Raw genomic sequence first — 14,601 nt, forward strand, 5'->3', positions numbered from 1 at the left:
TTATACCGGCTCCAAGCGATTAAGCCTCAGAAACCGTTTTCCATCATAATCTGTCCGGGCAGGCGGTTGCGGTGCATGGCAAACCCCATGTCGAGCAGCGTTTGGAAGGTGTCCTTCACCATCGCTGGATTGCCGCAGACCATAAACCGCGTGGCGGCGGTATTAAATTCCATACCCAGTTTCGCGGCCAGTTCGCCGCTTTCCAGCAATGCGGGAATGCGTTTGCCGCTTAATGCACCTTCGGTCTGCTCGCGGGTGGTAACCGGCGCGAACCGGAATTTGCGGTAGTGTTCTTCAATCAGAGGATGTTCCACCAACGCGGCCAGACGGTCGTTGAAAATCAGCTCGTCGGCATAAGACACGGAATGCACCAGCGAAATGCTGTCGAAGCGCCGCCAGACTTCGGGCTGCTCCAAAATGGACAGAAACGGGGCGATGCCGGAGCCGGTGCACAACAACACCAAATCTTTGCCGTCGGGGAAACGTTCGGGCAGTAAAAAGCCGGTGGCGGTTTTGTCGAGCAGGATGGCGTCGCCCTCTTTCATAACCGCGAAACGGGCGGACATCGGCCCGCCTTCGATTAATACGGCGAAATATTCGAGCGTGTCGGCGTATTCGGCGGACACGACGGAATAAGCGCGCCAAATGAAGCCTTCGCCGTCGCGGAAGCCGAGACGGGAAAATTGTCCGGCGGAAAAACGGTAAGACTCCGGACGGCTGATGGCAAAAGTCATCAGTTTGGGCGTATGGTGTTTGACCCACAACACGGTTTCTTCGGTGAATTTGGCTTCTGGTGAGGCTGCCATGCTTGTCGTTCCTAGGATGGGGGTTTTCAGACGGCCTTTATTATAGCAGAGGCCGTCTGAAAATCTTTCAGACGGCCTCTGGGATTAGCGGTTACAACGTCGAATCCAAAGCCTTGGAAATATCGTTCCAAATATCGTCCGCATCTTCGATACCGATGGAGAAACGCAGCAGGCCGACTTTGATGCCCATTTCCATTTTCACATCATGCGGTACGCCGCTGTGGGACTGGGAATAGCAATGGTTGACCAGACTTTCGACGCCGCCGAGGCTGGACGCCATTTTGACCAGTTTCATGTTTTTAATCACGCTGTTTGCCGCTTCGCGCGTGTCGTTTTTGAGGTAAACCGTTACCACGCCGCCTATGCCTTTGGGCATTTGGGTTTTCGCCAGTTCGTAGTGTTCGTGCGACGGCAGGCCGGGGTAGAACACTTTTTCCACGGCGGGATGGGCTTCGAGGCGGCGGGCGATGTCGAGCGCGTTTTTGCAGTGCGCTTCCATGCGCAAAGCGAGTGTTTTGATGCCGCGCAACACCAGCCAGCAGTCCATCGGGCCGGCAATCGCGCCGGTATGCACCATCATGTCGTGTAGCGGTTTCGCCAGTTCTTTGGTTTTGACGGCGACGATGCCCATCAATACGTCGGAGTGGCCGCAAAGGTATTTGGTGGCGGAGTGGAACACGATGTCGCAACCCATTTCCAAAGGTTGTTGCAGATACGGCGTGGCGAAGGTGTTGTCGATGCCGACCAATGCGCCGGCAGCGTGGGCTTTGGCGGCAAGCGCTTTGATGTCCACTAATCTCAAAAGCGGATTGGACGGGGTTTCCAGCCAAACCAGTTTCACACTGTGCGCGGCAAGCAGCTCGTCCAAACGGTCGGGGTTGCCCAAATCGGCAAAGACGACGTTTACGCCCCATTCTTTATAGACATCAACCAGCAAGTCATACGCACCGCCGTAAATATCGGCGACGGCGACGATGGTATCGCCTGGACGCAAGAATGTACGCCACACGGCATCGATGCCCGCCATACCGCTGGAAAAGGCAAAACTCGCCGCCCCGCGTTCCAAATCGGCAACCGTGTCTTCCAAAACCTGACGGGTCGGATTGCTCAGGCGCGAATAGCGGTAGGGAACCTGCTCGCCGATTTCGTGCAGCGCGAACATACTGTTCTGATAAATCGGCGGCATCAGCGCACGGTTGTGTTCGTCGCAATCGTAGCTGGAATGGATGGCTTTGGTGGCGAATTTCATCTCGGTTCGACCTTGTAAAGATGTGAATAATTCAGGATTCTATCACTATCCGAAAAATAGAAACAATCAATGCGGGCAAGGTTTGCAAGTGATATAATCTCGCATTTGCAAAACGGACGGCATGAATCCGTTTCCAAACGACACACACCCCAGCAATCCGACAATTAAGGACAAACACCGCATGAACGCCATTGCAGACGTGCAATCCAGCCGCGATTTACGCAATCTGCCGATTAACCAGGTCGGTATCAAAGACCTGCGCTTTCCGATTACTTTAAATACCGCCGAAGGCAGCCAATCCACCGTCGCCCGCCTGACCATGACGGTTTTCCTGCCCGCCGACCAAAAAGGCACGCATATGTCGCGCTTCGTGGCGTTGATGGAACAACAAACCGAGGCTTTGGATTTCGACAGGCTGCACAAACTGACCGCCGAAATGGTTGCGCTTTTAAACTCTCATTCCGGCAAAATCAGCGTTTCCTTCCCCTTCTTCCGCAAAAAATCCGCCCCTGTTTCCGGCATCCAATCCCTGCTGGACTACGACGTTACCCTGACGGGCGAAATCAAAAACGGCGCATACAGCCATAATTTGAAAGTCATGGTACCCGTAACCTCTTTGTGTCCGTGTTCCAAAGAAATTTCCCAATACGGCGCGCACAACCAACGCTCGCACGTTACCGTCAGCCTGACCGCCAACGCCGAAGTCGGTATCGAGGAAATCATCGACTGCGTGGAAGCGCAGGCAAGCTGTCAACTTTACGGCCTGCTCAAACGCCCCGACGAGAAATACGTTACCGAAAAAGCCTATGAAAACCCGAAATTCGTGGAAGACATGGTGCGCGATGTAGCCACCGCGCTGATTGCCGACGGGCGCATCGAAAGCTTCATCGTCGAAAGCGAAAACTTCGAGTCGATACACAACCACTCGGCTTACGCCTATATTGCTTATCCTTAAGCGGATTCTTGTTGTCGCGAAATCAAATAGCATCCAAAACAGAAGCATACGAAACCGCATAGACAAACAACCTAAACGACTCCTACAAGTCAGACTGGAAACTACGCAATCAATCTGCCCTCCCTTAATTCGCTACAAAACTTCAATTCCAACGCAGATTTGTAGTTTTTCGAAATGTAACAGCCAACCGGAACTGCCCTACAAGCATTTTTACCAAAATGAATAGTGAAGAAATACGAAACAGAAGACACAGCCGACCTCGCGGCCGTCTGAAAGGTTTTTCAGACGGCCTGCCTATATTTTACACATCCCGTCAAAACCTGCCGCTGCCGCAGGTGTTATACTATAAAAATAACAACCATTAATATAAACAGACCGCACAAAACGAGGCACATTATGTCCCCAACACCCGTTACCGTAACTTCCTACAACATGCACAAAGGCATGTCGGCACTCAACCGCAAAGTACAGCTTAATAGTATGGCCGACGCGCTGCATGATTTGCGTTCGGACGTATTTTTCTTACAGGAAGTACAGGGCAGGCATCAGGCGCGCAGCAATAAGATAGACGGTTTTCCCGAACAGCCGCATTACGATTTTCTGGGCGAGCGGCTGTCGTATAACCGCAGTTACGGCAAAAATGCCGTTTATCCGCAGCGACATCACGGCAATGCCATTCTGAGCCGCCTGCCGATTGAAACGCTGCATAATCTGAACATCACCGTCAACCGTTTGGAACAGCGCGGCGTGCTGCATTGCGAAGTGCTGCCCGAAGGTTGGGAAACATCGCTGGTATGTCTGTGCGCCCACCTCAACCTGCGCGAACCCGACCGCGCCAAGCAATACCGCGCTATTTTCGAGTATGTCAGTATGCACGTCGACCCTGCCAGCCCGCTGATTATCGCCGGCGATTTTAACGACTGGCGAGAAAAATCTGCGCTGTCGCTGGGAAAGGCCTTGAATTTGGACGAAGTGTTCGTCGACGGCAACGGTCGCCGTCCCAAAACCTTTCCTTCCCGTATGCCTTTTTTAAGCCTTGACCGTGTGTATACCCGCAATTTGGAAGTGCTTGATGCGCAAATCCACAACAACAAACACTGGCAGCACCTCTCCGACCACCTGCCTCTGAGCGTAAAAGTCAGGCCGAAACTGAAATTGCCGAGATAGGCCGTCTGAAACCATGCTCAAATGGAGCCGGCAGCCGGATTCGGCGCGGTGGCGGTAAGTGTGTTATATTGTCCCCATCATTCGACCGATGCCGAAAAACATTATGGAAACAGAAGATTATCTAAGCCGTATGCCATTTACCATTGTGTTTATCGACCCATTGCACAATGACTTTCAGGGCAGCAGCCGGAAAATCAACGAATATATCGGCCGCATTCCCGCAGCACTGCCGCGGCTGCACCAGCCGAAATTTGCCGAAAAGATCCTCGAAATGGCCGCCCACTGCTGCAATATGCGCGTCGTCGTCCGCAACGCCGATTCCCTGGTCAAACACGAACTGCATTACATCGTCCGTAACGGCGTGTTCTGTAGCGACGAAAAAATGTGGACGTTCATCAACGATCCCGACAATCTGGCGGTAGTCGTCAGTCAGCCCTGAAACAACCGCGGAATCCTTCCAAACCGTTAAGTTATCCGAAAATGCTACTCTTTATCGACAATTACGACAGCTTTACCTATAACATCGTGCAATATTTCGCCGAACTCGGCCAAAACGTCGAAGTTAGCCGCAACGACGATATTACTTTAGAAGCAATCGCCGTATTAAAACCGCGATACCTGGTCATCGGTCCCGGCCCGTGCACGCCGAAAGAGGCGGGTATTTCCATCGCCGCCATACGGCATTTCGCCGGCAAACTGCCCGTAATGGGCGTGTGCCTCGGCCATCAGGCGATAGGCGAAGCGTTCGGCGGCGACATAGTGCGCGCGCAGACACTGATGCACGGCAAAGTGTCGCCCGTGTTCCACCACGGCAAAGGTATGTTCAAAAACCTGCCCGACCCCGTAACCTGTACCCGTTACCACAGTCTTGTCATTGACCGTGCCACATTGCCCGAATGCCTCGAAATCACTTCATGGACGGAAGACAATGAAATCATGGGCGTGAGGCATAAAAATTATGCCGTCGAAGGCGTACAGTTCCATCCCGAAGCACTGCTAACCGAATACGGCCATGACATGCTGCGTAACTTTTTAGAAGAATTCAAGGATTTTAAAGCGGCATAAACGGCGGACGGCGGCCCGTTTTTCAGACGGCTTGCAAGCTGCTATACTTTCGCCGTTTGCACCCATCTATATTTTTAGCGATAAGGAAACAACATGGCAGATTTCAATAAAATCCTGACCCCGGGCGACGTAGACGGCGACATTATCAACGTAGTCAACGAAATCCCCGCCGGCAGCAACCACAAAATCGAGTGGAACCGCAAACTGGCGGCTTTTCAGCTCGACCGCGTAGAGCCCGCGATTTTCGCCAAACCGACCAACTACGGCTTTATCCCGCAAACACTGGATGAAGACGGCGACGAGTTGGACGTATTGCTGATTACCGAGCAGCCGCTGGCAACCGGTATTTTCTTAGAAGCCAAAGTTATCGGCGTGATGAAATTCGTCGACGACGGTGAAGTGGACGACAAAATCGTCTGTGTGCCCGCCGATGACCGCAACAACGGTAATGCCTACCAATCGTTGGCCGATTTACCTCCGCAGTTGATTAAGCAAATCGAATTCCACTTCAACAACTATAAGGCCCTGAAAAAACCGGGTTCCACTAAAGTAGAACACTGGGGTGATGTTGAAGAAGCCAAACAGGTTATCAAAGAATCTATCGAACGCTGGAACAAACAGGCATAAAGTTTAAAATACGGATAGATAAAAGATCCGTGTTACACATTTTCAGTATAACTTTCCATAACAAAAAGGCTGGTATACGGTAGCGTACCAGCCTTTTCATAACAAAGAAAATTATTAAGTGGGTACACCTAACCCACTCTAAGTAGAAAAAACAGCCTAAATACACGTCCTACAAAACAAACTAAATGAAAACTACGCAACTAAATCGATAAACCTCTTAATATCTGCATAATCTATTTCCCCAAACAAGGTTTATGGCTACCTCCCACCAACCTAAACTATTACCGCAATAAGGCTCCTTATTGTTTTGTTGTTTTATTTCACCCTGCCGCCAATCCGGCAAAGGTATCGAAATACGTCGGAAAAGTTTTATGCGTACATTTTGGGTCGTTGATAACGACCGGTACGCCCATCAGCGAAACCAGTGAGAAGCACATGGCGATGCGGTGGTCGTCGTAAGTGTCGATAACGGCATCGGTACGCAACTGTTCCGGCGGTGTAATGCGGATGGCTTCCGGTTCTTCAACGACCACTGCGCCGAGTTTGCGCAATTCCGCCGCCATCGCTGCGATGCGGTCGGTTTCCTTTACCCGCCACGAACCGATATTGCGCAGCGTACATGGCGCATCTGCGGCCAGTGCAACCACTGCCAGCGTCATGGCCGCATCGGGAATATGGTTCGCATCCAAATCGAAAGCTTGGACAGGGCGTGTTTCAGGGCGCGACACTTCGATGAAATCGTTGCTCCATAAAACGTCTGCGCCGATTTTTTCCAATTCGCGGGCAAAAGCAACGTCGCCCTGTATGCTGTTGCGGCCGATTCCGGTAACGCGCACGGGCACGCCCGTTATCAGCCCTGCCGCCAGAAAATAAGACGCACTGGACGCATCGCCTTCCACATACAAATGTTCCGGCGCATGATAGCGCGCGCCGGCGGGAATCTTGAACACGCGATAACCTTCGTTGGCCACATTCACACCGAACCGCGCCATCAGTTTCAGAGTAATATCAATGTAGGGCTTGGAAATCAGTTCGCCAACTATCCTGATTTCAAACGCCTTTCCGGTCAGCGGCAGCGCCATCAGGATTGCAGTCAGGAACTGGCTGGACACGTCGCCCCGAATCGGGATTTCGCGCACGCCGCTGTCGGTACGTTCGTTGATGTGCAGCGGCGGATAGTTTTCCCTGCCCTCGTAGCGCACGTCCGCCCCCGCAATCCGCAAAGCGTCGACCAAATCGCCGATGGGGCGTTCGTGCATACGCGGTACGCCGTGCAGGCTGTAACTGCCGCCCAATACGGCCAACACGGCGGTCAGCGGGCGGAAGGCCGTACCTGCGTTGCCGAGGAACAAATCGGCGCTGCGGTTGGGAAAGCGCCCGCCCGTTCCGTACACTTTCAGACGGCCTCCGTCCAAAAATTCGATTTTCACCCCCAAAGCCGCCAGTGCGTCCAGCATACGGTCGGTATCGTCGGACTTCAGCAGCGAATGGATTTCGCAAACATTGTCAGACAGCGCGGCCAACAGCAGCGAACGGTTGCTGATGCTTTTGGAACCGGGCAGCGCGACGGCGGCGGGTTTGGTTTTAACGGCGGGAAGGCGGATAGATTCGGTCATGGCAGGACTTTACAGGAATGGTTGCAAGCCGAGCCATTATACGCGATGGGCGGTATTGTTTAAACGCTCCGCCTTCAGTACACTTCAGGCCGTCTGAAAACCGAGTCTGCCGCTTTCGCTATGAAAAAACGCTATAAAGCTGCATTATTCCTGCCAGCCGCTGCCGCCGCTTATTTTCTGGCGGCATGGACGCTGTCGTCGTTTCGCGTCAACGACAGGCAGTCCGGCGGGGAAATTACGCTGTTCCTCGTCAGTAACGGCACTCATGTCGACGTTGTGATGCCGTTAAAAAATAACGTGTTCGACTGGACGCAAACCGTCAGCCCCGCCGACAGCGGTTTGGGCGATTCCGGAACGGAATATATCGGTTTGGGTTGGGGCGAACGCAATTTTTATCTGAACACGCCAAGCTGGGGCGACCTGACTGTCCCGACCGCACTGCGCGCCCTGAGCGGCTTCAACCGAACCCTGATACACGCCACCTACTACCCGTCCGAACCCGCCGAAAACGAAAACACCGTCAGATTCTCCGCCTCTCCCGAACAATACCGGCGGCTGGCCGAAGCGTTGCGCGACGGTTTCCGGCTGCAAAACGGCCGCGCGGTGGCCGTCGCCGGCGCGCATTACCACTCGAACGACGCGTTTTATGAAGCCGAAGGCCGCTACCACCTTTTCAATACCTGCAATACCTGGCTAAACGGCAAACTCACCCACAGCGGCATGAAAGGCGTGGTGTGGACGCCGTTTGCCGGCCCTTTGCTGGACAGTTACCGCTGAAAATATCGGAATAATATGCAAAGGCCGTCTGAAAAATTTCAGACGGCCTTTTGCCGATTGCTTGCCAGCCATGTTGTTTTCGTTTAGATTATTAATCGTAGCCATAAATATTTTTTATAACTACGACATATCCCAACTTTCAAAGAATCTGAACATGAAACATTTCGGCATTAAACTTGCGTTATTTATCAACTACTTCGTATTCGCCATCCTACTCAACAGCGTCGGCATCGTTATCAAACAATCCTTGGCCAATTACGGCGTTACGGAAACGGAAGCCAGCATTCTGGAAGCCTTCAAAGACCTGCCGATTGCCATCGTTTCGTTTTTCGTGGCTTCGTTCCTGCCGAAATTCGGTTATAAAAACAGTATGCTGTTGGCCTTGGCCGTGGTATTCGGCGCATGTCTGTATATGTACACCGGCAACAGTTTCACCGCTTCGAAGGCACTGTTCCTCTGCATCGGCGTCGCATTCGCCTTTATCAAGGTATCGGTTTATTCGATGATAGGCCTCTTTACCGAGAGCAAAGAGCAACACAACAGTTTCATGAGTTCCATCGAAGGTTTTTTTATGGTCGGCATCGCGTCGGCCTATTTCCTATTCCCCGCTTTTTTCGACGGAAACAATCCTGATGCGTGGCTGCGGGTTTATCTGCTGCTGGCAGGGTTGATTGCCATTGCGTTTTTCCTGCTGTTGTTTACCAAAATCGATGTGGCGATTCCAAAATCGGAAGGCAGACTGATTGACGATTTCACGGGGATGATCAAACTTATCGCCCTGCCCCTGACGATTTTCTTCATCTTGAGCGCGTTCTGCTTTGTGATGGTCGAACAGGGCATCATGACGTGGCTGCCGACTTTCAACGAACGCGTTTTATCTTTGAACGACACCTTGAGCGTGCAAATGGCGAGCATTTTGGCGCTTTCCTTGGCCGCCGGACGTTTTCTGGCCGGACAGGCGGTCAAGAAGCTGCACTGGTTAAAAATCGTCTCCGTATGCCTGTTGGTTGCCGCCGCCATCGTGGCGTTCGTCCTGCCCCAGGCCCTCAACGCCGGCCCCCGCACTATCCATGCGTTCAGCGAAATTCCCGCCATTGGTTTTATCTTCCCGCTCATCGGCCTGTTTATCGCGCCGATTTATCCGCTTTTAAGCTCAGCCACCCTGTCTGCCCTGCCGCAACGGATGCACAGCTCCATGACCGGCCTGATTGTGATTTTTTCCGCACTGGGCGGCACGCTCGGTTCGCGTATCATCGGCATGTTGTTCCAGCATGTCGGCGGTGCGCAGGCCTTTTATTTCATGCTGGTGCCGATAGCCGTCTTACTGGTTACGCTGACGCTGCTGAACAAATTTATCAAGGATTATGAAAATGCGCATCCGCAAAACTGAAACCCTGGCCGCCCTGCTCGCCCAAGAAGACACCGACGGCAGCAACACCATCACCGTTGACGATACCGGCCCGAAGTCCTTCACCGTAAAAGGTGAAGACGGCGATGCATTGCAAGTGGACGGCACCTACTACCTGGCCAACTTGTTGCAGGAAATCTGGCTCGGAAACGGGGTGCTCGAACCGGAAAAAGTGTTCATGAAACCGCTGGAGCGGGTGGACTGCCTAATACAAAACCACTACTGGCACACCCTCAGCCGCCGGATGAACGCCGACAACATCCTGACTGTCTTGTCCGACGAGAAACGCAGCAGCGACAAAGCCTATCTGTATGTCCCCGCCGCCGATGCGGACGGGCTGGCGTACTACCGATCCATCAGTGCCGCCCATCCGCAAATCGAAATCGTCGAATTGCCCGCCCCGCCGTTTTCAGACGGCCTCTTAGCGGAAATAGACCGCAAACCGGGCCTTTTGGCGTTGAAATACGATTCCGAAAGCGGCAGCCCGCTGCCTTACGTCGTCCCCGGCGGCCGCTTCAACGAAATGTACGGCTGGGACAGCTACTTCATCGGCCTCGGACTGATGGCGCACGACCGCTACGACTTGGCCAAAGGCATGTTGGAAAACATCGCCTACCAAATCAAATACTACGGCAAAATGCTCAACGCCAACCGCAGCTACTATCTGACCCGTTCGCAGCCGCCGTTCTACACCCCTTATCTGAGCGCGTTTTACCGCCGCTACCGCGACCGCCTGCCTGAAAGCTGGCTGGACGAGCATTTGGGCATAGCCATCGACGAATACCTCGATGTATGGATGAACCCGCAAACCCACCTGTTCGCCGACATCGGGCTGAACCGATACTTCGACGAAGGCCGCGGCAGACCGAAAGAAACCGAAACCGGACACTTCGATTTCATCCTGAACCGCTTTGCCGCACGCCACGGCATTTCCGCGCAGGAATTGGAACAGGCCTACGACGGAGGGAAAATCCAAGACTCGGAGCTGGACCGCTATTTCGTTCACGACCGCGCCATGCGCGAAAGCGGACACGACACCACCACGCGGCTGGACGACGTATGCGCCGATACCGCCTGCGTCGACCTGAACGCCATACTCTACCGCGTCGAAACCAACATCGCCGCCCTGCTGGACGACTACTATCCGCAAGGCTTTACCCTCAACGGCGAAGTACATACCGCGGCAGGCTGGCAGGAAAAAGCGCAGGCGCGCCGCCGTGCCGTACAGCAATATTTGTGGAACGAGGAACACGGCACCTTCTACGATTACAACGTCTCGCGCGGCAGCCAGAACCATTTTGTCTCCGCCACCAATCTGTTCCCGTTGTGGGCGGGGCTGTGCAGCCGCGAACAGGCGGAAAAAACCGTCAAAAGCCAGCTTCCCGCACTCCTGTGCCGCGGCGGCATCGCCTCCTCCGCCCCGATAAGTGCGGAAATTTCCGGCCCTGAAAGGCAATGGGACTACCCCTACGGCTGGGCACCGCATCAAATCCTGATTTGGGAGGGGTTGGAACGTTACGGCTTCAAAGAAGAAATGCAGCGCGCCGCCTTCTCATGGGTAGGGATGATTATTCGCGCCACCGTAGAATACAACGGCCTGATACCCGAAAAATTCAACGTCGAAAAAGGTTCGCACAAAACCGACGTCGAATACGGCAATGTCGGCGCGATATTCGATTATGTCCCGCAGGGTGGCTTCGGCTGGACCAACGCGTCGCTGGTGCTGGGCATAGCCAGACTGACCGATGCGCAAAAGGCAGAACTGGACGCATTGGCCGATAAGGTCTGACGCGCCGTTGCGTCTGATTTCCCGATTGATATTGGAAAGGCCGTCTGAAAACTTTTCAGACGGCCTTTGTATCTTGTCCGGCGGGCTGCCCTACCCCCGCCATATCGCAAGGAAGCGGAATTCGGGCGGCCTCAGTTTTCAGACGGCCTGATTAAGGGTTTGGCCGGATTGCCCGCCACCGTCAGGCCGTCTGAAATATCTTTGACCACCACCGCGCCCGCGCCGACAACGGCGTTTTTACCGATGCGTATCTGTTGGCGGGTGCACGCGCCTATGCCGACCCACGCGCCGTTGCCGACCTGCGTGCCGCCCGCCAGATGCACGCCCGGGCTGATGTGGACGAAACCGCCCAGCCGGCAGTCGTGATCGACAGTGGCCGCGGTGTTGATGATGGCGCCTTCGCCGATGCGGCTGTCGGGCTGGACGACCGCCTGCGCAAACACCACACTGCCCGCACCGATTTCGACATTGGGCGCGATGACAGCGGTCGGATGAACGATGACCGGCTGGTTAAAACCCATGGCGACGAAACGGCGGTGCAGATGCGCGCGTACGTCGTTGCTGCCGACGGCGATTGCCAAGTCATATTCGGCCGGCCGCAGACTCATACCGAGCAGGTCGGTACCGCCGATAACCGGCAAACCGAACACTTCGCCTCTGGCTTTGTCATCGAGAAAAACGATTTTCGTCCAGCGGGCGGCCATCGCTGTGGCGGCGACAACTTTGCCGTGCCCGCCCGCGCCGACGACGGCGAGCTTCTTACGGGGTGTCAACATGTTTTTTTCCCAACGGTTTCGATAACGGAGGCCGTCTGAAAACGGAAAACTGCACCAGACGGCTTGATACAACGAAATGATGTGTGATGGGTTTGGGACGAAACGGCGGATTACCTGTATTACAAGCATCGGCGCCAAGGCGGATGATTGCCGTCCGGCAAAGGCGGCACCGTTTTATTTCAGCCCGGCTGCATCCCCATTCCCCGCCTGCGGACACACGCCGCCGCACAAACAAAAAACACCAACTGCGCCAGATTGAACGTCGCCCCGCCAAGAGCGGCGGCAACGGGCGATTGCGGAAACAGGCTGCACGAAACCGCAATAACCGTTCCTACCGGCAACGGATTGCACCACGCGGCGGCACGCGGAAGCAGCGTCCTGCGGCGCAGCGTCTGTATCAGCAACAGCAGCCATCCCGCCGCAATCGAACCGACCGAAGCCATCCAGTGCACCGCCAGCATCCGGTAAAAATGGCGGAACAGCGCCAGCAACGCCGGATAATCGTCCGGCGCGGCATTCAGCAGCACTTTGGCGGCCATACCCGTGAAATAGAAACCGGCATGTCCCAAAGGCGATAACGCATATCCGAAAAACAGCACTGCAAAACCGACCTTGGCCGTGCGTCCGGGCCACATCAGCCGGTAAACGCCGAATGCCGCCGCCAGATACAGCGCCGCAGAAAACGTCGCCGGCAACACGCCCCACAGCAGCCGCTCGGGCGAGCCGGCCTGCATCAGCACGGCAAAATCCGCCGCCTCGCCCAACTGCGGCGCCAGCGTCTGCGAAAGCAAAGGATAACGTTCCGGCGTCTGCACGAATCCGACCAGCAACATATCGGCAACAGTCCAGCACACTGCCGCTGCAATTCCCGCCCAAAGCAGCAGAGAAAGTCGGGAAACAGCGGTTTCAGACGGCCAAACCCCAACGGATGCTTCATTTTGATTTTGCATATTATGGAATCCTGTCGGGGTATTCTCGACAATGAAATAGACTATTAAACGGGAAGATAAGTTCTCAAATTATCGGTACGTCCTATGATATTTTCGCAAAATTTTCGATAACCGCTTAAATTCATAGGGAAATAATATAAGGCCGTCTGAAAACTATTTCAGACGGCCTCAAATCATTCCGGTAATTAAAATCAGGCAACCTGTGTCTGATGTTCGTCGCCGTTTCGCCCGCGGATAACGCCCAAACGGTAAACGGTTTCGCCTTGTTCGGTTAAGAATGCCTGCACCGCGTCGGCATCTTCTTCGGCAACCACGACCACCATGCCGATGCCGCAGTTGAAGGTGCGGTACATTTCTTGCGTTTCCACATTGCCTGCCTGTTGCAGCCATTGGAACAGCTTGGGCAATTCCCATGCTTTGGCATCGATTTGGGCGACGGTGTTTTCAGGCAGGATGCGCGGCACGTTTTCGGTGATGCCGCCGCCGGTGATGTGCGCCATGCCTTTGATGGTGAATTTTTCTAAAGCAGCGAGGATAGGTTTCACATACAGGCGGGTCGGGGCGATGATGGTCTCGCGCAGGGTTTTGCCGTTGTCAAACTCGGCGTCCAAATCGGGATTGTCCCGCGCGATGATTTTGCGGACGAGGGAGTAGCCGTTGGAATGGGCGCCGTTGGAAGCCAGACCCAACACAATGTCGCCTGCTTTGATGCTGCGGCCGTTGATGACGCGCTCTTTTTCGACCACGCCGACGGCAAAACCCGCCAAGTCGTATTCGCCTTCGGGATACATGCCGGGCATTTCGGCGGTTTCGCCGCCGATAAGGGCGCAGCCGGATTCTTCGCAGCCTTGGGCGATGCCTTTAATCACGTCGGTAGCGCGGGCGACGTCGAGTTTGCCGCAGGCGAAATAGTCGAGGAAGAACAAAGGTTCTGCGCCTTGAACCAAAATATCGTTGACGCTCATGGCGACGAGGTCGATGCCGACGGTGTCGTGCTTGTCCCAATCGAAGGCGAGTTTGAGCTTGGTGCCCACGCCGTCGGTGCCGCTGACGAGTACGGGATTTTGGTATTTTTTGCTGATTTCGACCAATGCGCCGAAGCCGCCCAAATCACCCAACACTTCGGGACGCATGGTGCGTTTGGCAAAAGGTTTGATGTTTTCGACCAGTTGATCGCCTGCGTCGATGTCGACGCCTGCGTCGCGGTAGCTGAGTGGAGTGCTCATTGTCGGGATTCCTTTTCGGGTTTGGAGGCCGTCTGAAACGCTGTTTGCAAACGGTGCGGCTGAAAATTCAACGGCCGTTTATTCTACCTTATTTTGCATCGCGCGGCTTCGCGCGGCGGAAATTATTTCAGGCCGCACCACCGTGCCGCCCAATCCGGAAAACCGCGCCGAATGCCGCCGGAACACGCAA

14 protein-coding genes are annotated in these 14,601 nt (G+C 54.4%); 8 read left to right on the forward strand and 6 right to left on the reverse strand.

Going from position 1 to position 14,601, the window contains the following annotated elements; translation table 11 throughout:
- Positions 1 to 26: 26 nt before the first annotated feature.
- Positions 27 to 806, reverse strand: coding sequence for a ferredoxin--NADP reductase (locus tag ACI43T_RS02870; RefSeq protein ID WP_405385486.1), 780 nt, complete (start codon positions 804 to 806; stop codon positions 27 to 29).
- A gap of 91 nt (positions 807 to 897) precedes the next feature.
- Positions 898 to 2,055, reverse strand: coding sequence for a trans-sulfuration enzyme family protein (locus ACI43T_RS02875; protein ID WP_405385487.1), 1,158 nt, complete (start codon positions 2,053 to 2,055; stop codon positions 898 to 900).
- A gap of 181 nt (positions 2,056 to 2,236) precedes the next feature.
- On the opposite strand from ACI43T_RS02875, the gene folE2 reads away from it, so the two are divergent.
- The 5 genes from folE2 to ACI43T_RS02900 all read left to right on the forward strand — a co-directional run bounded on the left by folE2 (position 2,237) and on the right by ACI43T_RS02900 (position 5,869).
- Positions 2,237 to 3,010, forward strand: coding sequence for a GTP cyclohydrolase FolE2 (folE2, locus tag ACI43T_RS02880; protein ID WP_040668752.1), 774 nt, complete (start codon positions 2,237 to 2,239; stop codon positions 3,008 to 3,010).
- A gap of 396 nt (positions 3,011 to 3,406) precedes the next feature.
- Positions 3,407 to 4,177 carry an endonuclease/exonuclease/phosphatase family protein gene (locus ACI43T_RS02885; protein ID WP_009173467.1) on the forward strand — a complete coding sequence of 257 codons (771 nt, stop codon included), beginning with the start codon at positions 3,407 to 3,409 and terminating at the stop codon, positions 4,175 to 4,177.
- Positions 4,178 to 4,280: 103 nt separating this feature from the next.
- Positions 4,281 to 4,616, forward strand: coding sequence for a hypothetical protein (locus ACI43T_RS02890; RefSeq protein ID WP_254654888.1), 336 nt, complete (start codon positions 4,281 to 4,283; stop codon positions 4,614 to 4,616).
- Between the two features lie 41 nt (positions 4,617 to 4,657).
- Complete coding sequence (locus ACI43T_RS02895) at positions 4,658 to 5,242, forward strand: aminodeoxychorismate/anthranilate synthase component II (protein ID WP_405385488.1); 585 nt, start codon at positions 4,658 to 4,660, stop codon at positions 5,240 to 5,242.
- A 93-nt stretch (positions 5,243 to 5,335) separates the two neighbouring features.
- Entirely contained in the window at positions 5,336 to 5,869 is a 534-nt protein-coding gene (locus ACI43T_RS02900) for an inorganic diphosphatase (protein WP_405385489.1), read from the forward strand.
- 320 nt (positions 5,870 to 6,189) lie between these two features.
- Here the strand turns inward: ACI43T_RS02900 and aroA are convergent, their stop codons facing one another.
- Positions 6,190 to 7,485: a 3-phosphoshikimate 1-carboxyvinyltransferase gene (aroA, locus tag ACI43T_RS02905; RefSeq protein ID WP_405385490.1), complete on the reverse strand. Its 1,296-nt coding sequence runs from the start codon at positions 7,483 to 7,485 to the stop codon at positions 6,190 to 6,192.
- A 120-nt stretch (positions 7,486 to 7,605) separates the two neighbouring features.
- Between aroA and ACI43T_RS02910 the strand changes: the two genes are divergently transcribed.
- The 3 genes from ACI43T_RS02910 (at position 7,606) to ACI43T_RS02920 (ending at position 11,459) form a co-directional block, all read left to right on the forward strand.
- Positions 7,606 to 8,262 (forward strand): TIGR02117 family protein, encoded by a 657-nt coding sequence (locus ACI43T_RS02910; RefSeq protein WP_405385491.1) that lies wholly within the window; start codon positions 7,606 to 7,608, stop codon positions 8,260 to 8,262.
- A gap of 154 nt (positions 8,263 to 8,416) precedes the next feature.
- Positions 8,417 to 9,652, forward strand: a complete 1,236-nt coding sequence (locus ACI43T_RS02915) for an MFS transporter (RefSeq protein WP_009173461.1) — start codon at positions 8,417 to 8,419, stop codon at positions 9,650 to 9,652.
- Entirely contained in the window at positions 9,633 to 11,459 is a 1,827-nt protein-coding gene (locus ACI43T_RS02920) for a trehalase family glycosidase (RefSeq protein WP_405385492.1), read from the forward strand. The genes ACI43T_RS02915 and ACI43T_RS02920 overlap by 20 nt, the downstream gene beginning before the upstream one ends.
- 131 nt (positions 11,460 to 11,590) lie before the next feature.
- Here the strand turns inward: ACI43T_RS02920 and ACI43T_RS02925 are convergent, their stop codons facing one another.
- From ACI43T_RS02925 to purM, 3 genes are all read right to left on the reverse strand, one after another.
- On the reverse strand, positions 11,591 to 12,235 hold the full coding sequence (locus tag ACI43T_RS02925) for an acetyltransferase (protein WP_009173459.1): 645 nt from the start codon (positions 12,233 to 12,235) through the stop codon (positions 11,591 to 11,593).
- A gap of 179 nt (positions 12,236 to 12,414) precedes the next feature.
- The gene (locus tag ACI43T_RS02930; protein ID WP_405385493.1) at positions 12,415 to 13,185 is read right to left on the reverse strand and encodes a DUF6796 family protein; all 771 of its coding nucleotides are present in this window, start codon (positions 13,183 to 13,185) and stop codon (positions 12,415 to 12,417) included.
- Between the two features lie 191 nt (positions 13,186 to 13,376).
- The gene (gene purM, locus ACI43T_RS02935) at positions 13,377 to 14,411 is read right to left on the reverse strand and encodes a phosphoribosylformylglycinamidine cyclo-ligase (protein ID WP_405385494.1); all 1,035 of its coding nucleotides are present in this window, start codon (positions 14,409 to 14,411) and stop codon (positions 13,377 to 13,379) included.
- Positions 14,412 to 14,601: the final 190 nt, after the last annotated feature.

This window comes from Neisseria oralis, from assembly GCF_045062685.1.
Taxonomy (GTDB): Bacteria; Pseudomonadota; Gammaproteobacteria; order Burkholderiales; family Neisseriaceae; genus Neisseria; species Neisseria oralis.